Genomic DNA, 21,230 nt, shown 5'->3' on the forward strand with positions numbered 1-21,230 from the left:
GAGCATTGTACAGAAGACTTAACTATAGAGGAAAAATAGATATATGGGAAAATCGTTAAAAGTAAATGGAGGTTATAAAATGAGATACCCATTTGATTGTATAAGTGAATTAGTTTTTGTTAAAACAGAAATACAGAAGTCAGATATAATCTTAGTACCAGGGGGAAGTCATCCACAATTGATGGAGAAAGCAGCAGAATTATATAATCATGGGTTAGCTTCATATATACTCCCAAGTGGAGGTTTCAATCTTAAAATACCAGAGTATAATTCAGAATGGGAATTTTTGAGATCAATAGGGATAAGATTAGGCATACCAGAAGAAAAAATATTAAAGGAAGATCAAGCAAAACATACTTTTGACAATGCAGAACTTTCATGGAAAGTAATAAAAGAGAATAATTTGTCAGTGAAAAGTGTTATTTTAGTTTGTAAAGAATATCATTCAAGACGTGCCCTTCTAACATATCAATTAGTATTCCCAAAGGATATAGAATTTTTCGTCGCATCTGTTCCAGACAAAAGAGAAATCACAAAAGATAATTGGTTTTTAGATGAAGAAAAGATAGACATAGTTATGGGTGAAGTGGTAAAGATAGGTAAATATTTTAGGCAGTACATTAAAAAATTTCAAGAAGAATGATAATCAATTAATATTAAAAGATGAAGATTACCAATATGCTTTATAGGATTGTGAAGTATAGTATAATATAATAAAAAAATTGTATTTATTGAGAAAATCTAAAGAATATAAGTCTAAGAACCGAATTATATGATATGGTTAACAATACTACAATAGAGAGGAGGGGTAATATAGAAGCAGTAAATATAGAAAGACCCAAAATATTATCTCCTGTAATTGCGAGCATTCCCCATGGATCATCTTGTATTACATCTGAAATGAAAAATAGCATGATACAAAATGTATTACTTACAAATAATGATTGGTTTTTAAATGATCTTTATGATTTTCTATATAAGCTAAATATTACAAAAATATCAGCTAATTATAGCAGATATGTAGTTGATGTTAATAGAAATATTAATAAAAAACATATAGAAGGAGATTATACAGAATCTTTAATTTATCATAAAACCACATTTAGTAAAAATATTTATAAAAACTCTTTACCAAATATAGTAGTTGAGAATAGGATAAAAGAATTTTATGAACCATATCATACTTGTTTATTAAATGAAATAAATAATAGCTTGAAAGAATGGAATAAAGTCTATTTGCTTGATTTACATAGTTTTTATGCACAATCCACAGCTGATGTTGTGCTAGGGACATGTGGTGGAAGTACATGCTCATATGAATTTTTTCATAGTGTTTATAAAGCTTTTGTTGATGAAGGTTTCACTGTGAAGGTCGACGAAAAGGGCCTTAAAGGAGGATATATAGTATCACATTATAGTTCAATAGAGAATGTTGAAGCTATGCAAATTGAGATACGATATACCACTTATATAGAAGATAGGTACTTTGGAGAAGAAGAAGTATATCATAAGGATGATATGTTATTTAATAAAACTAAAGAACGTTTACAGCGGGTTTTGAAAAATATCGTAAAGATAGTTGAAAAATAGATTAAGTATCAATTACTAATTTTTATCAATTATAAAAAAAGTAATTAAGTGGAAACTATTCTCAAACAAAGATATACTAGATTTATTATATATAATAAAGGATTAAATTATTTAAAGAGGTGAAAAGAATGAGACCAATTGATATGCACTGTGATACAATTTTAAGATTGATGGATGATAAAGAAAACCTAGGATTATGTGAAAATCACCTAAGTATAGATATCAAGAAACTAAAAAAGGGAAATTCATTAGCTCAATTCTTTGCCATGTGGATAGATTTAAAAAAATCAGATGATCCTTTGGAAACTTGTCTTGAGATGATCGATAAATTCTATATAGAAATTGAAAAAAACTCAGACAATATTTGTCTAGCAACTAATTATAGAGATATAATAAAAAATGATAATGAAGGAAAGATTTCGGCTGTTCTTGCTATAGAAGAAGGTGGCACGATTAAAGGGAAAATACATAATTTGAGAAATTTCTATAGAATAGGAGTAAGAGCAATAACTCTTACATGGAATACAGCCAATGAAATAGGATACCCTAATATAAAAAAGAACTATAGAGATAGAGGATTAACTAGTTTCGGTGAAGAAGTAGTATATGAGATGAATAAATTAGGCATGCTTATAGATGTTTCCCATCTCTCCGATAAAGGGTTTTATGATGTAGCAAGATTAAGTTCAAAACCTTTTATAGCATCTCATTCAAATTCAAGGACTATAAAGGAACATTCTAGAAATCTGACAGATGATATGATAAAACTTCTATCAGAAAGTGGAGGGACAATGGGTATATGTTTTGAAAGAGATTTTCTAGGTGAAAGTGAGAATGCGAGAATAGAGGATATAATAAGACATATTAAGCATATTAGAAATATAGGAGGAATAGATGTAATAGCATTAGGTTCTGATTATGATGGTTCTCACCCAAATTGTGAAATAAACAATATAGGTGAGATAGAGAAGCTTATATTTGCATTGAAGGATAATAAATTCTCAGAAGATGAGATAGATAAGATATTTTATAAAAATGCACTAAGGGTAATTAAAGATGTATTATAGCTCTAGAAGATAGTGTATTTTGAAATAGTATATTTGAAAACCAAGTTGAAGATATTAGTATAGAAGTATGGACATGAAATAATGTTAAATATATACTAATAGGTGAGGTGACTTAGTTTGAAGGATTATAAAAAGATGATTTTTGTTTCTTTAATAGTTGCATTAGCATCGCAGGTTAATATTGGTCTAATAAATAGTGATTTTAGAGTCTCAGCAGGGATAATATTGTTTGTAGTATTTCTTTTTTACTATCATGAGTTAAGACCAGTTCCAACTGGCATATTATCAGGTGTAATGGTATATATTTTAAGATTGATAGTTTATTACGTATCAAAAGGTCCTGTTAATGATGTAATAATTTCATATCAGTTAGAAATATTGTTTTATGCTTTTTATTCTATTATCTATTCTCTACTAATAGGTTATGGAAATAAAAATAATATAAATTTTATATTTTTTGTTATGATTATCAGTGACTTTGGTGCTAACCTTATAGAAATATTTGTAAGAGTGACAATAGATACATCTCCTTCTCCATGGAAGGTTGGTACCACGTTGTTTCTTGTAAGTATAGTTCGTTCTGCTATAGTATGGCTGGTATTAAATGCACTTAAATACTATAGAATGTTTCTTATGAAGGAAGAACATGAAAATAGATATAAAAAACTATTGTGGTTGACATCTCAGCTAAGAACAGAGATGTACTGGATTGAAAAGAATATGGACCATATAGAGAAGGTTATGTCTGAATCATATGAATTATTTGAGAAGATAAATCTTAATGAAGATAACGAAAGCTGGGCAAATAGAGCTCTAACTATTGCTAGAGATGTGCATGAGATAAAGAAAGAGAATGGATTGGTAATCCGTGGTATGAAGGAAATTACGGAAAATGAGCTTAAAGATAGGGGTATGGATTTTAAAGATATTATTAGTATACTTTCTGAGACTATGAAGAGAGAAATAAGGAGACTAGATAAGGATATAAATCTTGTACTTAATATAGGAGAAAACTTTTATACTTCTAAACATTACTATCTTATGTCCATGCTTAGAAATCTCATTATGAATAGTATGGATGCAATACCTGACTCTCAAAAAGAAGCTAAGATTATTGTAAGTCATGAAATAGACCAAGAACAGCACCATTTTATAGTATCTGATAATGGAACTGGAATAGATGAGGAAGGATTAAAGCATATTTTCTCACCTGGTTTTTCAACTAAGATAAATTATAATACAGGTGAAGTAAATAGAGGGCTTGGACTGAGCCTAGTTCAATATATAGTAGAGGAACAATTGGAGGGAAAAATAAATGTTAGCTCCAAAATAGGAAATGGAACTAGCTTTCATATATACATTCCAAGAAGAACATTGGAGGAAAATTTAAAATGAAAATATATATAGTTGAAGATGACTTTAATATTATTAGAATCCTAGAAAAGATAATAATAGATAAAGGATTAGGAGATGTAATAGGAAGAGCAGATAATGGGGTAACTGCCTTAGAAGAAATAGAATTATCGAAGCCAGATATTGTATTAGTTGACTTGCTGATGCCAGGCAAAGATGGTATTAGTTTAGTAAGGGAAGCAAAAACTATACATCCTGACATTCAGTACATTATGATTTCACAAGTATCTTCCAAGGATATGATTTCTAAAGCATATCAAAGCGGAGTAGAATACTATATCTCAAAGCCTATTGATGCTATCGAAGTGCAAACCGTAATTAATAAGGTTAAAGAAAAAATTAATATGAATAAGAAGCTAGCCCAAATACAAAGTTTATTTTCAGGTGAGCCTGAAAATACTAAAAGGGATGATAATGCAGCCAATAATATGCTAGGAGTAAAAAGAGTGATGCAGAGAATTGGTATCATTGGGGAATCAGGGAGTCAAGATATTCTTGATGTAGTTAAGTACTTAATTGACACAAATCAGACTATGGCTAATTTTACAGTCAAAGAGATTTGTGGTCATTTCACTGATAATCCTAAAACTATGGAGCAGAGAATTAGAAGAACTGCAACCATTGGGATGATTAATCTTGCAAATATAGGAATAGAAGATTATATGAATGAAATATTTACAGAATACTCTAATGGATTATATAATTTTGAACAGCTAAAAATAGAGATGGATTTCATTAGAGGAAAGGGCAAAAAGAGAGGGAAAGTAAACATAAAAAAATTTATAGATGGAATAGTTTATTATAGTAAGATTTAATAAAAAAGTTAGATAAGATTAGTAATTTTATCTAATTTTTTTTATTTGCATTTTTTATTTACATATATTTCTTTGAAAAAATTCTTGTTTCCGTTTGAAACTTTCCATAGGTATTTGAAGGTCGCAGGTTATAATTAGCCTAATATATACTTAATAAAATCAATATAGGAGGCTGATTATTAAAATGTTTAAAGAATTAGTAGGTTTTGTAAATACTATTCTGTGGGACTATGTATTGATATTTGGACTTATAGGTGTGGGTGTTTTTATGACAATAAGACTTAGATTTCCACAGTTTACAAGATTATTCCCTGCACTAAAGAAGATGGTTCAAGGAATAATTAACAAGGAAGAAGTGGAAGAAGGTAAAATGACGCCTTTTCAGGCTTTATCAACAGCTGTAGCGGCTCAAGTTGGTACAGGCAATATAGTCGGAGTAGCAACAGCAATAGCAGCAGGTGGTCCAGGAGCAGCCTTTTGGATGTTAATATCTGCATTCTTTGGAATGGCTACAATTTTTAGTGAATCTGTTTTAGCACAAAAATACAGAGAAACCAAGGATGGAGAATTAGTAGGAGGACCTGCATATTATATAAAAAATGGTTTAAAATCTAAAGGTTTAGCAACATTTTTTTCAATAACTTGTATTATTGCATTAGGTGTAGTTGGTATAATGGTACAATCAAATTCAGTAGCTGGATCAGTTAGTAGTGCATTTGGTGTGCCCGTAATTGCAGTTACCATTGGACTTGCAATTATAGTTGCACTTATATTAATGGGTGGAATGGGAAGAATAGCGTCCTTTGCAGAAACTGTAGTTCCAATTATGGCTGGTGCTTACATTCTTGGAAGTTTAGTAATTATATTTATGAATCTTGAAAATTTTGTTCCAGCAGTAAAGAGTATTTTTATAGGAGCATTTTCACCAGGAGCAATAGGTGGAGGTGTACTTGGTATTACAGTACAACAAACTATAAGATTTGGTTTAGCTAGAGGACTTTTTTCAAATGAGGCAGGAATGGGTTCAACACCACATTCACATGCAGTAGCTGATGCTAAGCATCCAGCAGAACAAGGATTTACTGCTATGATAGGTGTATTTATATCAACATTCTTGATTTGTTTATCAACAGTAATGGTAAATCTTGCCTCAGGTGCCTATAATGGAAGTATTCCATCAGCACAAATGGCTGAAGGTGCAACAATAATGACTCAAAATGGTTTTGCAGCAGGATTTGGTACATTTGGAGGAATGTTTTTATCAATATGTCTATCATTCTTCTCCCTTACTACAATAGTAGGATGGTATTTCTTTGCTGAATCAAATGTAAAAAATATATTAAGAACTAATTCTATAATAATAAATGCATTTAAAGGTATAGTACTTACAGCTTTAGTAATAGGTACTTTAATAGATCCTACATTTGTATGGGAATTAGCAGATATGTCTATGGGTATAATGGCTGTTCCGAATATAATAGCCTTAGTTCTATTATCTAAGGAAGTCAAATTTATTCTTGATGACTATGATTCAAAGGTACTAAGCGGAAACATCCATTGGGAATATGAATACCAAAATCTTGAAGAAAAGAAGGATAAGAAGAAATCAGTATTAAGAAAAGGATTGAGTACTACGATTTTAAAATAATAAATATTATGACACAGGGATATCCAGAAGGATACTTACACAGGTTTAATATCCCAAATCAAAAAGGTGGATAGCAAGAGCTATCCACCTTTTTGTATTTATTTGTTTAGGCTTACTATTAGGATGATATAGGAATTAGCTTATTGATTTGATATAATTAGTTTTAGTATAGTAGCAAATAGAGGGCTAAATTTAAGATAAAGTTACATAGAGTTTAAGCTATAGATTTGGAGGTGATTTGTTGAAGAAAAAAATAAATATTGAGATATGTGTAGATTCCATTCAATCTGCTTTAGCAGCACAAAATGGAGGAGCTAGTAGGATAGAACTTTGTGACAATTTAATTGGAGGAGGAACTACTCCTAGTGCAGGGATGATTGAACTAGCTAGGAAATATCTAACCATTGATATAAATGTGATGATTCGTCCAAGAAGTGGTGATTTCTGTTATTCTCCCTTAGAGATTGAGGTAATGAAGAGAGATATAGAGATTGTTAAGAAATATGGTGTGAATGGTATAGTAATAGGAGTACTCAGGCCTAATGGAGAGATAGACATAAATATAATGAAAGAACTAATAGAATTATCTAGGCCTCTTACTGTTACATTTCATAGAGCCTTTGATATGACTAAAGATCCTTTTAAATCTTTAGATATACTTATTGACCTTGGTGTAGAAAGAATATTAACATCTGGGAAAGAAAGCAAGGCTATGCAAGGTATAGATCTAATAAGAGAATTAGTCACAAGAGCAGAAGATAAAATAATTATTATGCCGGGATCAGGGGTCAATGAGGAGAATGTAAGGCTCATAATCGACAATACGGGGACAGAAGAAATTCATTTGTCTGCAAAAAAAAGAATAGAAAGTATCATGGAGTATAGAAATGATAGAGTAGATATGGGCGGAAGTTTGATAGTCTCTGAATATGATAATTATTTTACTTGTGAGGAATCTGTGAGAAATATAACTAAGATATTAAATAATATAAAATGATATAGAGAGGTGTATATAATGAGTTGGGGAGTAATAGGTACTTGGAGAATGGCCTTAGAAGGAATAATGGAAGCAGAAAAATTATTAAAAGATGGGAAATCATCATTAGATGCTATTGAAGTTGCGGTAAAAATGGTAGAAGATTGTCCAGAATATAGATCTGTAGGTTATGGTGGATTACCAAATCGAGACTGTGAGATTGAACTTGATGCAGCTTTTATGGATGGAGATACATTTTCTATTGGAGCTGTAGGAAGTATTAAGGATTTTAAAAATCCAATTTCGATTGCAAGAAAACTTATGGATGAAAGATATAATATATTTTTAGTAGGACAAGGTGCTGAAAGATACGCACATACAATGGGATTTCAGAGAACGAATATGCTTACAGATTATTCTAAGGAGGAATGGAAAAAAAAGAAAAGTGAGATTAAGTTAGATAAACTTAAGGCATATGATGGACATGATACTGTTGGAATAGTTGGGCTAGACAGAAATGGAAAGATGGCTGTTGCCACATCTACCAGTGGTCTTTTTATGAAAAGATCTGGGAGGATTGGAGATTCACCATTATCAGGTTCAGGTTTTTATGCAGATAGCGAAATAGGGGCTGCTAGTGCCACTGGAGTAGGTGAAGATATAATGAAAGGCTGCATATCATATGAGATAGTGCGTCTTATGGAAGAGGGACTTCATCCGCAGGAGGCTGCGGAAAAAGCTGTAAATAAATTAAACCAAAAGTTAATTTCTAAAAGAGGAGAGGCAAAAGATATTTCCGTAGTATGTATGAATAATAAGGGAGAATGGGGTGTTGCAACAAATATAAATAAATTTTCCTTTGTAGTGGCTACCGAAGCGGAAGAACCTACAGTATATATTGCTTCATTTTCAGATGGAAAAACAACCTACGTAAAAGCAACTCAAGAATGGATTGACACTCATACGGAGTAGGATAATAAAGAGAATCTCTATTTGAAATTCTAATCGATAAATTAGGGCAAAAAAAATCGAGATTATTTTCCTAAATTAGTATATTCTAGAGTCTAAAGGAGGAAATAAGTAGGATGGAATGGATTAAACGTGTTAACAATGTAGTTGATTATATAGAAGAAAATCTTGATAAAGAAATTTCCTATGATAAAATTGCAGAAATTGCAGTATGTTCTGTATATAATTTTCAGAGAATGTTTTCCTATATTGCAGATCAATCTTTAAGTGAGTATATTAGGAACAGACGACTTACATTAGCAGCTTTTCATATTTTGAATAGTAAGGAAAATATAATCGATATAGCAATGAAATACGGATATACCTCCCAAGATGCTTTTATCAGAGCTTTTAGGAAATTTCATGGTGTTCTTCCATCTAAAGTACGTACAGAAGTGGTTAGTCTCAAGACATGTCCAAAGATTTCCTTCCAAATAACGATTAAAGGAGGTAATCATATGAATTACCAAATTGAACAATGGCCAGCATTTACTATTTCAGGAATAAGAAAAAGAATAGAAACAGAAAAGGCATTTCAAATAGTTCCCCAAATATGGGAAACGGCAAGTAGAGATGGTACAATGAAACGATTATTTGAGCTTTGGAGTCAGGCAGATATGCGCCCCGTAGGACTCCTTGGGGTTAGTGCAGGAGGACAATGGGGAGATTCAGAGGAAATGGATTATTATTTAGGGGTAACTACTCATGTAGGTGTACCTGAGTGTACGAAGATTATTACTCCTGAAGATATGGTTGAATTACAATTGCCTAAAGCTACATGGGTAATAATTGAAGCAAATGGAGCATTACCAGATTCTATCCAGAATACTTATAAAAGTTTTTATACAGAGTGGTTACCTAATTCAGGTTATGATTTAGATGATTTACCTGTAATAGAATGCTATTTACAGGACAATAGACAAGAGGTATGGATAGCAATAAAGCCAACTTTTAAATAGTGGGAGGAAGGAAATGCAATACACATTTAGGGGAAGTTTATTGAAAGAGGGAGGAAGGACGTTTATAAGTATTCCTTTCAATGTATGGGAAGTATTAGGTCAAAAAGGACTCATACCTGTGAAAGTAACAATAAATGATTTTAATTTTGAATGTAAACTAGTTCCTAAAGGAAATGGCAAATATTATATACCAATTGTAAAGGATGTATTGAAAATTATTAATTCAAGTGAAGAATTAGATATATCTTTTGAAATTATATCGCATTTGACTCGCATCAATAATAATAGTCCATATAGTATAGAAAATCCAATAAGAAAGATAGATAGTATTAGGATTATTAAATCAAGAGATGGATTGTGCGGACAAGGTTGCGTTGCCATGCTTACAGGAGTATCTATAGAGGAAGTTATTACTTTAATGAAAGCAAAAACGTCTTTAAGTAAAGTAATAGAGGCATTAGATTATTATGGAATTAGACATTCAGATAAAATGGTTTACAAACTAAAGAAAGATCAGAAACTTCCAAAATGTTGTATTATAAATACAAGTGGACATCTGATACTTTTCTATGACGGGAAATATTACGATTCAAGTATAGGAATATTGGAGGACTTTGATTTGAATAAAATAACAGGATACTTAGAAATAATATTGTAGTAACCTAGGAGAATCTTTTAACTTACTCATAAGAAAGGATAATATATATGAAGAAAAAAGTCTTAATAATGGGTGGAAGTTATTTTATTGGTAAGAAAATAGCTGATGTTTTCTGTGAAAATAAATATGATGTTTTCACTCTAAATCGTGGAACAAAAAAGCAGGATTATGAAAATGTATATAATTTAATATGTGATAGAAATGACAGTAAACAGATGGAAAATATTCTTTCTAAATATAAGTTTAATATTGTTATAGATGTATCTGGCTTAAATAAAGCACAGGCAGAAATACTATACAAATCTTTAAATAAGCAAGAATTAGAATCTTTTGTATTTATTAGTTCAAGTGCTGTATATGATGTAGATAACTTGATATTTCCTTTTAAAGAAAATGATATATTAAAAGAGAATAGCTATTGGACATCTTACGGACAAAATAAGATAGAAGCTGAAAATTACTATATTGAGAGTTTTAAAAATTCCTTTACAGATATTATTATTTTAAGACCTCCTTATGTTTATGGAGAAAATAACTATGCACAAAGGGAGAGCTTTATTTTCGATCATATCTGCAAAGATAGACCAATTATCATCCCAAATCACAATACATATCTTCAATTTATCTACACTACAGATTTAGCTAATATTATTATAGAATTACTTAAAACAAAAAAACAAAATATTTCTATATTTAATGTTGGAAATAAGAAACCAGTTACTATTAAAGAATGGATTGAATGTTGTGCAGAAGTAGTTGGTAAAGAAGCTAAAATAATTGAATATGATTATAAAACTAAAGGACGAAAAGAGAGAGATTTCTTTCCATTTTTTGATTATAGTAATGTATTAGATACAAGTAAAATCAATTGTATTTATAGTGAAGAAACTGATTTTATGATGGGCTTAAAGAATAGTTATGATTGGTATTTAGAAAATAGAGACAGTATACCTTTTAAAGAAAATATTATACATAACGAAGATAAGATATTTAAAGAATTAGAAATTAATACTGCCAAATAATTTGAATAATGAAGAATACGTAGAAAGTTTAAATCCAAGATAGATGGGGAAGTTCATCTATCTTGTTTTGTATGTAAAAAAATATTCGTGAAAGAAGGAATTTAGAAAGATTTGTAGAATAAGTATTAAAGGCAGAATAATAAGGATATTTCCGAAAAAATCGGTTTGTAAATTATGAAGGTTATATAGATAATGATAGGAGTATGCTATGAGAAAAACAATATTATTGATTACACCAGAAAATAGAGAAATAAATAAATTTAGAAAAAAACAAGTCAATAACTTTATTCAAATCACTATGCCTTATTTAGCGGGATTTATTGATGAGTCAAAATACGATATTACTCTCATAGATGAATATAATCAGAAAATACCCTTTGAAGATAAATTTGATTTAATAGCTATAACGGTAAATACTCCTAATGCTTCTCATTGTTATGAAGTGGCAACTAAATTTAGAAACAAAGGATGCAAAGTAGTTTTCGGAGGGCCTCATACAACCTTAATGCCCGATGAAGCAATAAATTACTGTGATTATATTATAATAGGAGAAGCTGAAGAAACATGGCCTCAGTTTTTAGAAGATTTTTATGAAGATAAAGCAAAGAAACAATACAAGGCTGAATATGCAACAGCGTTAAAAGGAATTCCTTTTCCAAGGAGAGATCTTATAAAAGGAAGATGTTTTACAAAAGGAGCAGTTTTTGCTACAAGGGGATGTCCTTATCAATGTAGTTATTGTAATTTAAAACAAATATATTTTAATTCTTTTAGGGTTCGTCCAATTGAAGAAGTTATTGAAGATATAAAAAGTATAGATAAGAAATATTTTGTTTTTTGGGATGATAATTTTTTTGGAGATATAGAATATGCTAAAAGGTTGATGAAAGAACTATCCAGACTTAATAAGAAATGGGCAGCCCAAGTTACATTGGAGAGATGTGAAGATGAAGAACTATTAAAATTAGCTAAAAAATCAGGATGTATATATTTTTTTGTTGGACTGGAATCATTTTCTGAAATGAGCTTGGCAAGTGTTAATAAAACAATTAATAATGTAGATAAGTATAAAAGAATAATAAATTTAATCCATAAAAATGGAATTGCCATTCAAGCAGGAATAATATTTGGCTTTGATACAGACACAAAGGATGTATTTAAAAAAACACTTGAAGCATGCAATAAATTAGGTATTGATGGCGTTACTGCAAGTATATTGACTCCACTACCTAAAACACCTATATATGATCAATTGAAGAAAGAAAATAGATTGATATCAATGGATTGGACGTATTTTAATGGAAAAACAAGAGTAGCCTTTAAGCCTAAAAATATGACAACACAAGAGTTATTTAATGGGTATATGTGGTTTAGAAAAGAATTTTATTCTATGAAATCAATAATTAAAAGACTATCAGTTTCAAAAACAAATATAATATATAATTTCATAATGAATTTGGGTTACAAGTTTTCTATAAGAGAAACAAGACTTAGCAATATTGAGGTAAACAAGTATGATGTTTAACAAGGCGTTGTAGCTTGTTTTAATAAATAAATTTGGAGGGATCTGCAATGAATAAGATTTTATCTAAAAGATTAAGATTATCTATTCTAGTTATATTAGTATTATTGGTTTTAACAGGCTGTATGCCAGGTGATGGCTCATATAGTTTAAAGAAACCAGCTAACTTTTTGTCAGGTATATGGCATGGCTGGATAGCACCTATCTCATTAATATTTTCAATAGGCAAGAATAATATTAGAATATATGAGTCAATAAATACTGGATTTTGGTATGATTTTGGATTTTATGTAGCTATAATAAGTGGATTTGGCGGATTATCTCTATCTAGGAAAAATAGAAAAGGTGATTGAGAATGAGGGAAGAAATTTAAGGATAGATGGCATGAGCTATCTATCTTATTTTTATATATAAAGAAAAATCCTATAAAAAGAAGGAGTTCAGTAAGATTTATAGAATATTTATATAAGATAAATAGAGATAGAGTTTTCGATTAGGAATAATTCTAGAACTGTTATGTTTTTACTGATGATTTTACTTATTATTTTGTTATTTATAAATGAATCTGATATGATAGGCAAATATCAATTTAGTTAGAATGAAAAAGCAAGGAGGGAATTATATGAACAAGATAGTAGTGGTATACAAATCAAAATATGGTAGCACAAAAAAATATGCAGAGTGGATTGCTAAGGAATTAGAGGCTGATTTATTTGAATCCTCAGAGATAAAAGGCGAAAAGTTATCTGAATATGATTCAATAATATTTGGTGGTGGACTTTATGCTAGTGGTATTAATGGTATAGGAATTATTACAAAGAATTTTCAGGATTTAAAATCAAAAAACCTTATTATTTTTACTGTAGGGCTTGCTGCAACAGATGATAAAGACATTTTCAAACCAATTATTGAAAAGAATCTTACAGAAGAAATGCGTAAGGAAGTGAAAATTTTTCATTTGCGTGGGGGAATTGATTATAGCAAATTAAATTTTTTGCATAAATCCATGATGGCAATGCTTAAGAGAATGGTAGCTAATAAAAAGCCAGAGGAATTGTCAACAGAAGATAAAATGATGTTAGAAACATATGGTGAGAAGGTTGATTTCACCAATATAGAAGCCATAGAGCCATTAGTATCATATGTCAAAGGAATTAATTAGGGGGAAAAGATGAAAACATTATTTCTAACAGGTGGCAATAATGGAATTGGATATTATATGGTTAAGGAATGGCTACAGAATGGGAATTATGCAGCTGTACTTGACATGAGTTGTGATAATATTAACAGGTTAAAAGAAATCTATCCAGAATCTCTCCTAACTTTTGAGTCTGATGTATGTAATAAAGATTCAGTAAAGACTGCAGTTAATGATACAAATGCTAAATTTGGTAGTATAGATTATGTTGTGCATAATGCTTGTTTATGTTTATTTAAGAGCTTTGAAGAACATAGTAAGGAAGATTTTAGTAAAGTAATGGATGTAAATTTTTATGGAGCCATAAATTTAACAGAAGCTGTAATTCCTATTATAAAAAACCAAAGACGAGGTAAAATCTGTTTTACAAGCTCAGGTGTAGGCGTTACTGGATTTATAGACATAAGCTCATATGCATCTAGCAAGGGAGCAATAGAATCTTTTGCTAAATGCATGAATATTGAATATGAAGATAGTGGTGTGACATTTCATATAATGCACCCTCCTTTGACTGATACAGAATCATCCTCACCACTTCCAATCCCAAAAGAATTTAAAGCATCTCCTGAGAAAGTAGGAAAAGGGCTTATTAAAAACATAGACAGCAAGAAATTCATCATTACTCCTTCATTTGGTGATAAAATATCAGTGAGACTTAGTTATGCTTTTTCATTGCCAATGGGAAGAATGCTTGTGAAAATGACGAAGAAAGCAAAAGCGGATTTAAAGTAAAAATTAGGTAATATATTATACTAGGAAATCAAGAGAAAGGAAGTGGTTATCTGAATGTATTAAAGCATATTTATGAAGAATTGTCCTTACTAGGACTATTCCATGATAAAATAAATGATTTAGAAGAGATTAGAGATAAAAATGGGATTTATCTCTATAAGATGAAATATAACGGTAAACATTTAGTAATTAAGTATTTTGAAAAAGACGAATTTAGAAGGGAAATTGAGTATTATAAAATATTAAAAAACTTAAATATACCTACAATAGAAGTAGTAGGATATACAGAAAACACTTTGCTATTAGAGGATTTAGATAGGAGTTTATATTATCGGTTAGGGATTGAATCTGATCTTTCAGATATAGAGGTAGCAAAAGCTCTTGCATTATGGTATAAAAAGTTGCATCATAAGGGAGCAAAGTTCTTAAAAAATAATGATAGAAGATTCTATAAGGAAACAGATTATATCACAAAAGAAAATATAGAATTGATCATGAATAAGACAAATACTAAGGATAATAAAGTATGGAAACTTTTAATTGATAATTTAGATTTAATGTTTTTAAAAATCAAAGAATTTGAAGAAACCTTTACCTATAATGATTTTTATTGGACTAATCTAGTGGTTAGTAAGGACAAAAAAGAAGCCTTTATGTTTGATTACAACATGCTTGGTATAGGATTTAGATATAATGATGTAAGAAATGTTTGTTCTTCTTTATCAGATGAAGCTAGTAAGATATTTATAAAAGAATATGGCAGAATAAATCAAGAAGAGAAAGATATAGATGATGTTATTTCAACTTTAGTTAGTTTAGCACAAGCTTGTGAAAGAGATATATTTCCAAAGTGGGCACAAGAAGCACTGGATAAGGTCAATAATGGGAAGCTGTATAATGAAATTTTAAAAATACTTTAATATATAGGAGGGAGAAAAGTTTAGGGTTAAAAGATATGATTATTTGAGGAGGTAATTAAATGAAAAAAATAAGAATAGTTATTATTTTATGTATTATTACTATGGTATGCAGTCCTATAAATCAAGTTTATGGTAATTCACAATTTGTAAGTAAAAATCAAATATTTTATGATATAAAAGAGAAACAAGAAAATAATAATGAATTTGATAATGGCTCAAAGATAGAAAAGATAATAGTATCTGAGGAAAGTATAAATAATCTAGTTTTATTAGGAAAAATATGGGGATATTTAAAATATTATCATCCTAATGTTGCAGAGGGAAAATATAATTGGGACTATGAATTATTTAGGATTCTGCCTAAGGTTATAGATGCAGATAAATCCACTAGGGATAAAAACTTATATGATTGGGTAGAGAGCCAAGGGGATTTTAAAATTAGAGACCAAATTAAGCCAATAGCAGGAGAGATTAAGGTAGCTGCTAACTTAGATTGGATTACAAATTCAAATTTATCAAATAATCTTGTAACACAGCTTACTAATATTAAAAATGCAGAAAGAAAAGGAATTAACCATTATGTTAGTTTAGATTGGGGAGCTGGGAATCCAAATTTTCAAAATGAAAAGTCATATGAGGCAATGAAATACCCTGATGTTGGTTATCGATTGCTATCTTTATATAGGTATTGGAATATAATTGAATATTATTTTCCATACAAATATTTAATAGATGAAAATTGGGATGATGTTTTAAGGGAATTTATTCCTAAATTTATTAATTCTTCAAATGAATTAGAATATAATCTTACTGTTTTAGAGCTAATAGAAAGAGTTCATGATACACATGCAGATATCTATGGTAACTCTACATTACAAAATTATTTTGGGAAAAATCTTGCACCAGTGAAAATAAATTTTATAGAAGGTAGACCAGTAGTTGTAGGATATTACAATGAGTCCCTAGGGAAAAAATCTGGATTTGAATTAGGAGATATAATTACTGGAATTAATAATAGAACTATTGAAAATATAGTGGAGGATAATTTGAAATATTACCCTGCATCTAATTATCCTACAAAGTTAAGAAACATGAGCAGTGATTTATTTATGACTAATGATGACTTTTTAAATGTTGAATTTATCCGGGGAGATAAAAAACAATCATCTAAACTTCAATGTTATCCTATAGATGAAATTTTTGACAATAAGCCTAAATCGAATAAAGATCATTTCAAACTTATAAATTCTGATATTGGCTATATTTATCCCGGAACCATAAAAAATGAATATATACCGGAGGTAATGTCTAAAGTAAAAGATACAAAGGGATTGATAATCGATTTAAGATGTTATCCATCAGACTTTATTGTATTTACTTTAGGTAGTTATTTAATGCCTAAAAGCAGTGAATTTGTAAAATTTACTCAGGGTAATATATATGAACCTGGTGTATTTCATATGAAGCAGCCTTTGAAAGTAGGGAAGAATAATCCAAACTATTATAAAGGAAAGGTAGTTATAATAGTAAATGAAACTACTCAGAGTAATGCTGAATATACTGCAATGGCATTTAGAGTAGCACCTAACGCAACAGTTATTGGTAGTACTACAGCTGGAGCAGATGGTAATGTATCAGAAATTTATCTTCCAGGAGGGATTTATACAATGATAAGCGGAATAGGAATATATTATCCTGATGGTGGTGAAACACAGAGAATAGGAATAGTTCCTGATATAGAAATACATCCAACCATTGAAGGTGTAAAAGAAGGTAGAGATGAAATATTGGAAAAGGCAATTGAAATCATAAATGGGAAATAAAAAAACTACTTTAAAGGTGAATAAATATGAGATTAAGAGAAATAGAGCAATATATATTAGATTTATTTATTACTAAAGATAATGAACACTTTTATGAAGAAAGTGGAATTACTGTAAGAGGTACAGAAAATATAAAAAGAATTGGGTATTGTACAAATTTAACCCTTGATACAATAGAAGAATCAAGAAAAAATAATATAGATTTAATGATAACTCATCATGATGCTTGGGAATTTATATATGGGCTTAAAGAGGCTTGCAAAGAAAAGCTTTTGGAATATAATATCTCACATTATTTCAATCATCTTCCCCTAGATGACTGTGATTTTGGAACTAATAATTCTTTAATTAAAAAGTTGGGATTAGAAACTATTGAAAGAACTCATGAAGAAGATGGATTCTTTTGTGGACGAATAGCAGAATTTAAAGAAGAGATTACATTTGAAGAATTAGCTAAAAAATTAGAAAATATATTAGAAGAACCAGTGCAATCATGGAAGTTTAAGGACGAAAGAATAAAAAGAATTGGGTTAGTCTGTGGAGGTGGGGGATTTACTACGGACGTGCGAGAAGCAGTAAGAAGAAATTGTGATGTTTATATTACTGGTGAAAAGGTTTTATACACTATAGAATATGCAAAGTTTGCAGGTGTCAATTTAATAGTAGGAAGTCATACTTTTACGGAAGTATTTGGAGTTGAAAGTCTTGCTATGAAAATAAAAGATAAGTATAAGGATATAGAGATAGTTAGATTAAAGGAAGAACATCTAGAAGCAGTAAGAAATTCGATATAGATACCTAAAGTAAATATAAGAATTTTATAAACAGCAAATTATGGAGGAGAGAATTAAAAGCTATGATAATAAGAACAGAAACTACAGCGGATTACAGTAAGGTATTTCAGGTAAATTATGAGGCATTTAGGAATAGAGAAGATGAGCCTAAACTAGTAGAGAAAATTCGAGAATCTAAACAGTTTATTCCAGAATTATCACTTGTAGCAGAAGAAAATAATGAAATATTAGGTCATTTACTATTGAGTAAAGCAGAAGTTATAAATAAGAACATTAGTCACGAAGTTATAGTTCTGGCTCCAATAGCAGTAAAACCAGAATTTCAAAATAAAGGGATTGGCAGTCAGTTAATACAAGAAGGGTTAAGAAGATGCAGGGATTTAGGGTATGGTATTGTATTATTAATAGGACATCCTACTTATTATCCTAGATTTGGATTCAAACCAGCCAGGCGATATGGACTAGAGTTAAAACAATTTAATGTATCTGATGAAGTATTCATGGTGTGTGAATTGATAGATGGTAAACTAGATAGAATCAAGGGAGAGTTAAGGTATCCAGATACATTTTTTTAAATATAGATAAGACAATATATACATCAAAAATAAGGGGGCTTTTACATGGAAAAATTATTTGAAATAGCAGCTAGATTAGATGAAATGCAGACAAATTTAAGTAAGCTATCATGGGTTCAATATACATCAGGATATGATTTTGGAATAGAGAAAGCTTATAAAGAAATAAATGATTTTTTAGAGGACAAGAATAACTATGAGCTAGTATCAGAGTATATGAAAAGAGATTTAGATCCGGTGAATAGAAGAAGAGTAGAAATATTTTATAATACCATTAGATCATACCATCTAAGTGACGAGCTAAATGAATTAAATGAAAAGATTCAAAAGAAGACCAATGAACTTTCTATGATACTTAATACTTTTAGATTTAAATTAGATGGAAAAGAAGTTTCCAGTGTTGAGTTAACTCAAATACTATCTAATGAAGACAATAGAGAACTTAGGAAGAAGGCATATTTTGCAAGAAATCAAATCAATCAACCTTTGGTAGAGGGCGGATTTATAGATTTAATTAATATGAGGAAAGAATATGCTACTCTTTATGGAGATAAAGATTTTGTAGAATATAGTTTAAAGCAAAATGAATTAAGTCCAACTATATTTAACAATTGGGAAAATGAACTAAAGCCTTATATCGATAAATTAAATAGTAAAAGGCAAGAATATGCAAGGAAGTTTTTAAATGGTGATGAAATGATGCCATGGGATGAAGATTATATAATGGCTAAGATAGCTCCTATTCAAAATAGAACAGTAGATATGTCTAACTACTATGAGACATTAAGAAAATTCTTCCTAAACTTTGGATTAGATTTAGATAAGTTTAATATTACTTATGATATTTTCTCAAGAAAGAACAAATCTGAATGGGGATATAATTTTCCTATAAAGGATGGTGTAGATTCTAGAATCCTTGCAAATGTGAAGAATAAATACCATGAATATAAGGTATTGCTTCATGAAACTGGACATGGAATACATTCCTTCCTGCTTAAACCAGAAGAGATATTATTAAATCAAGGAGTAAGTGGAATTATTGCAGAGGGTATAGCTAATTTATTTGGAGGCTTCTTATATGATGAAATGTTTTATAGAAATTTCTTTGATAAATCTGTAGAATTACAACTTAAGGAACTGGCTGAATATAATAAGTTAAATTATTTAAGATTTATAGGGAGTATATTCTTTGACCATGAATTATATAGAAATGAAATTAATTCATTGCAAGATATAGAAAACTTATATTTTAAAGTATTTGAAGATTTATTTGGAGATAAACCATTTGATGATGCACCGCCATTTGCTTATAGAATCCATTATACAACTCATCCAATATATATGCATAACTACTTCATGGGAGATGTGACCTGCGAGATGATTAGAAAGGTTTTTTGTAAAAAATACGGCGTAAATAGTGTAACGGAGAAACCAAAGGAATTTGGAGACTTTTTAATCAATGAAGTAATTAATCCATCAGGACTATATAAATATGAAGAATTATTTCAAAGAATAAGTGGAGAAGAGTTTTCTCTAAAATGGTATTTAGAATAAAATCAAAGCGAAATTAAGATTATATAGGGGGTTACTATGGAGTATAATGGGGGAGCAGGAAAAAGAAAAGCCATTGCATATTGGAATAAAGTCAGCAAACTAAAAAAAGTATGTATAATCAGCATTGGATTATTTATACTAGGGCAAATAAGTATATTTTTAGGACTGGCAAAAGGGGTTGACATTGGCTTAAGTCTTTCAAGACCATATGGGGCAACTTCTTGGAGTGTTTCAAACGAACTAATTTATGCTTGTACGTATGGTCTTGTCAGCTTGGGAATTTCATTAATAATTGTATCAATAGTATTTATTACAATAGTTTTAATAAACTGGTTAAAGAGCGAATAGATGAGGGAATACTATGAAAAAATCAATTAAAGGCAGTAACAGAACTACTCAAATCATGATTATAGCATTAATTATACTTGAACAGGTCATAAAGATAATAGTCAAAGGTTATTATGGTGTAAAAATTCCAATAATAGAAAATATATTATACTTTGCACCTGTTTTAAATGACAACTATTCATATATAAATTCATTATTTAATCTTGGGTGGAATAGGTATTTTCATATAACTATAGTAGTATTTGTGTTGATTTTTAGCTACTATGCCTTTAAATATTTAGAGGTAAGGACTACAAATAATCCAATGATAAAAATATCAAAAATGTTTTTATTCTCAGGAGCCATATCTTCCCTAATAGATAAAATCTTTTGGAATGGGAGTTTGGACTATATATTATTAAAAGGATTTTTCGTTTTTGACTTAAAGGATTGTTATTTAACTATTTTTGAAGTGTTAGTAATTATGCTAGTAATAAAAAATTGGAAGAAAATTTCCAAGATAAATGAGATAGAGTTGTTAAAGGATTATATTGGATTTATCAAAAAGGATTTTCTATCAAGAGGAGAGTAGTTAAAAATTTTATTAATTATATTAAAAATTTACTGCC

At 29.7% G+C, this 21,230-nt stretch carries 22 protein-coding genes; all 22 read left to right on the forward strand.

The genetic code is table 11. The annotated features are described in order from the left end of the window. Positions 1-79 precede the first annotated feature (79 nt). Positions 80-643 carry a YdcF family protein gene (locus tag KQI38_RS03805; RefSeq protein ID WP_216556016.1) on the forward strand — a complete coding sequence of 188 codons (564 nt, stop codon included), beginning with the start codon at positions 80-82 and terminating at the stop codon, positions 641-643. 134 nt (positions 644-777) lie between these two features. Continuing rightward, positions 778-1,590, forward strand: coding sequence for an N-formylglutamate amidohydrolase (locus KQI38_RS03810; RefSeq protein WP_216556019.1), 813 nt, complete (start codon positions 778-780; stop codon positions 1,588-1,590). Positions 1,591-1,718: 128 nt separating this feature from the next. Further along, complete coding sequence (locus KQI38_RS03815) at positions 1,719-2,657, forward strand: dipeptidase (protein ID WP_216556022.1); 939 nt, start codon at positions 1,719-1,721, stop codon at positions 2,655-2,657. Positions 2,658-2,774: 117 nt separating this feature from the next. After that, positions 2,775-4,052, forward strand: coding sequence for an ATP-binding protein (locus tag KQI38_RS03820; protein WP_246565569.1), 1,278 nt, complete (start codon positions 2,775-2,777; stop codon positions 4,050-4,052). Beyond that, a complete protein-coding gene (locus KQI38_RS03825) occupies positions 4,049-4,885 on the forward strand; it encodes a response regulator (RefSeq protein ID WP_216556025.1) in 837 nt (278 codons plus the stop codon). Before KQI38_RS03820 ends, KQI38_RS03825 begins: the two co-directional genes overlap by 4 nt. A 184-nt stretch (positions 4,886-5,069) precedes the next feature. Next, positions 5,070-6,533, forward strand: coding sequence for an alanine/glycine:cation symporter family protein (locus KQI38_RS03830; protein WP_216556029.1), 1,464 nt, complete (start codon positions 5,070-5,072; stop codon positions 6,531-6,533). A gap of 241 nt (positions 6,534-6,774) precedes the next feature. Continuing rightward, complete coding sequence (locus tag KQI38_RS03835) at positions 6,775-7,530, forward strand: copper homeostasis protein CutC (protein ID WP_216556032.1); 756 nt, start codon at positions 6,775-6,777, stop codon at positions 7,528-7,530. Positions 7,531-7,548: 18 nt separating this feature from the next. Then, positions 7,549-8,481, forward strand: coding sequence for a glycosylasparaginase (locus tag KQI38_RS03840; protein WP_216556034.1), 933 nt, complete (start codon positions 7,549-7,551; stop codon positions 8,479-8,481). A gap of 113 nt (positions 8,482-8,594) precedes the next feature. Then, positions 8,595-9,476, forward strand: a complete 882-nt coding sequence (locus KQI38_RS03845) for an AraC family transcriptional regulator (RefSeq protein ID WP_216556037.1) — start codon at positions 8,595-8,597, stop codon at positions 9,474-9,476. A gap of 13 nt (positions 9,477-9,489) precedes the next feature. Further along, the gene (locus tag KQI38_RS03850) at positions 9,490-10,134 is read left to right on the forward strand and encodes a DUF1905 domain-containing protein (protein ID WP_216556040.1); all 645 of its coding nucleotides are present in this window, start codon (positions 9,490-9,492) and stop codon (positions 10,132-10,134) included. A gap of 47 nt (positions 10,135-10,181) precedes the next feature. Beyond that, the gene (locus KQI38_RS03855; RefSeq protein ID WP_216556043.1) at positions 10,182-11,156 is read left to right on the forward strand and encodes an NAD-dependent epimerase/dehydratase family protein; all 975 of its coding nucleotides are present in this window, start codon (positions 10,182-10,184) and stop codon (positions 11,154-11,156) included. A 208-nt stretch (positions 11,157-11,364) separates the two neighbouring features. Then, positions 11,365-12,681, forward strand: a complete 1,317-nt coding sequence (locus KQI38_RS03860; protein WP_216556046.1) for a B12-binding domain-containing radical SAM protein — start codon at positions 11,365-11,367, stop codon at positions 12,679-12,681. Between the two features lie 47 nt (positions 12,682-12,728). Continuing rightward, on the forward strand, positions 12,729-13,031 hold the full coding sequence (locus tag KQI38_RS03865; RefSeq protein ID WP_216556049.1) for a hypothetical protein: 303 nt from the start codon (positions 12,729-12,731) through the stop codon (positions 13,029-13,031). 269 nt (positions 13,032-13,300) lie between these two features. Beyond that, positions 13,301-13,840, forward strand: a complete 540-nt coding sequence (locus tag KQI38_RS03870) for a flavodoxin domain-containing protein (protein WP_216556053.1) — start codon at positions 13,301-13,303, stop codon at positions 13,838-13,840. Positions 13,841-13,849: 9 nt separating this feature from the next. After that, the gene (locus KQI38_RS03875) at positions 13,850-14,608 is read left to right on the forward strand and encodes an SDR family NAD(P)-dependent oxidoreductase (RefSeq protein ID WP_216556056.1); all 759 of its coding nucleotides are present in this window, start codon (positions 13,850-13,852) and stop codon (positions 14,606-14,608) included. Positions 14,609-14,688: 80 nt separating this feature from the next. Continuing rightward, positions 14,689-15,528: an aminoglycoside phosphotransferase family protein gene (locus KQI38_RS03880; protein WP_216556059.1), complete on the forward strand. Its 840-nt coding sequence runs from the start codon at positions 14,689-14,691 to the stop codon at positions 15,526-15,528. A 59-nt stretch (positions 15,529-15,587) separates the two neighbouring features. Continuing rightward, entirely contained in the window at positions 15,588-17,351 is a 1,764-nt protein-coding gene (locus tag KQI38_RS03885; protein WP_216556063.1) for a S41 family peptidase, read from the forward strand. A 26-nt stretch (positions 17,352-17,377) separates the two neighbouring features. Then, on the forward strand, positions 17,378-18,145 hold the full coding sequence (locus KQI38_RS03890) for a Nif3-like dinuclear metal center hexameric protein (protein ID WP_216556067.1): 768 nt from the start codon (positions 17,378-17,380) through the stop codon (positions 18,143-18,145). Between the two features lie 62 nt (positions 18,146-18,207). Continuing rightward, positions 18,208-18,720 (forward strand): GNAT family N-acetyltransferase, encoded by a 513-nt coding sequence (locus KQI38_RS03895; protein ID WP_216556070.1) that lies wholly within the window; start codon positions 18,208-18,210, stop codon positions 18,718-18,720. Between the two features lie 45 nt (positions 18,721-18,765). Next, entirely contained in the window at positions 18,766-20,274 is a 1,509-nt protein-coding gene (locus KQI38_RS03900) for a M3 family metallopeptidase (protein WP_216556072.1), read from the forward strand. 36 nt (positions 20,275-20,310) lie between these two features. Next, on the forward strand, positions 20,311-20,622 hold the full coding sequence (locus KQI38_RS03905; protein ID WP_216556074.1) for a hypothetical protein: 312 nt from the start codon (positions 20,311-20,313) through the stop codon (positions 20,620-20,622). Positions 20,623-20,635: 13 nt separating this feature from the next. Then, the gene (locus KQI38_RS03910) at positions 20,636-21,193 is read left to right on the forward strand and encodes a signal peptidase II (RefSeq protein ID WP_216556077.1); all 558 of its coding nucleotides are present in this window, start codon (positions 20,636-20,638) and stop codon (positions 21,191-21,193) included. The last annotated feature ends 37 nt before the right edge of the window (positions 21,194-21,230 follow it).

This window comes from Tissierella carlieri, assembly GCF_018917285.1.
GTDB classification, from domain to species: Bacteria; Bacillota; Clostridia; order Tissierellales; family Tissierellaceae; genus Tissierella; species Tissierella carlieri.

Bases quoted from the DNA above. Each gene is read 5' to 3' on its own strand.
- KQI38_RS03805 (WP_216556016.1), top strand. From the start codon at position 80: ATGAGATACCCATTTGATTGTATAAGTGAATTAGTTTTTGTTAAAACA.
- KQI38_RS03810 (WP_216556019.1), top strand. From the start codon at position 778: ATGGTTAACAATACTACAATAGAGAGGAGGGGTAATATAGAAGCAGTA.
- KQI38_RS03815 (WP_216556022.1), top strand. From the start codon at position 1,719: ATGAGACCAATTGATATGCACTGTGATACAATTTTAAGATTGATGGAT.
- KQI38_RS03825 (WP_216556025.1), top strand. From the start codon at position 4,049: ATGAAAATATATATAGTTGAAGATGACTTTAATATTATTAGAATCCTA.
- KQI38_RS03830 (WP_216556029.1), top strand. From the start codon at position 5,070: ATGTTTAAAGAATTAGTAGGTTTTGTAAATACTATTCTGTGGGACTAT.
- KQI38_RS03840 (WP_216556034.1), top strand. From the start codon at position 7,549: ATGAGTTGGGGAGTAATAGGTACTTGGAGAATGGCCTTAGAAGGAATA.
- KQI38_RS03845 (WP_216556037.1), top strand. From the start codon at position 8,595: ATGGAATGGATTAAACGTGTTAACAATGTAGTTGATTATATAGAAGAA.
- KQI38_RS03850 (WP_216556040.1), top strand. From the start codon at position 9,490: ATGCAATACACATTTAGGGGAAGTTTATTGAAAGAGGGAGGAAGGACG.
- KQI38_RS03855 (WP_216556043.1), top strand. From the start codon at position 10,182: ATGAAGAAAAAAGTCTTAATAATGGGTGGAAGTTATTTTATTGGTAAG.
- KQI38_RS03860 (WP_216556046.1), top strand. From the start codon at position 11,365: ATGAGAAAAACAATATTATTGATTACACCAGAAAATAGAGAAATAAAT.
- KQI38_RS03865 (WP_216556049.1), top strand. From the start codon at position 12,729: ATGAATAAGATTTTATCTAAAAGATTAAGATTATCTATTCTAGTTATA.
- KQI38_RS03870 (WP_216556053.1), top strand. From the start codon at position 13,301: ATGAACAAGATAGTAGTGGTATACAAATCAAAATATGGTAGCACAAAA.
- KQI38_RS03875 (WP_216556056.1), top strand. From the start codon at position 13,850: ATGAAAACATTATTTCTAACAGGTGGCAATAATGGAATTGGATATTAT.
- KQI38_RS03885 (WP_216556063.1), top strand. From the start codon at position 15,588: ATGAAAAAAATAAGAATAGTTATTATTTTATGTATTATTACTATGGTA.
- KQI38_RS03890 (WP_216556067.1), top strand. From the start codon at position 17,378: ATGAGATTAAGAGAAATAGAGCAATATATATTAGATTTATTTATTACT.
- KQI38_RS03895 (WP_216556070.1), top strand. From the start codon at position 18,208: ATGATAATAAGAACAGAAACTACAGCGGATTACAGTAAGGTATTTCAG.
- KQI38_RS03900 (WP_216556072.1), top strand. From the start codon at position 18,766: ATGGAAAAATTATTTGAAATAGCAGCTAGATTAGATGAAATGCAGACA.
- KQI38_RS03905 (WP_216556074.1), top strand. From the start codon at position 20,311: ATGGAGTATAATGGGGGAGCAGGAAAAAGAAAAGCCATTGCATATTGG.
- KQI38_RS03910 (WP_216556077.1), top strand. From the start codon at position 20,636: ATGAAAAAATCAATTAAAGGCAGTAACAGAACTACTCAAATCATGATT.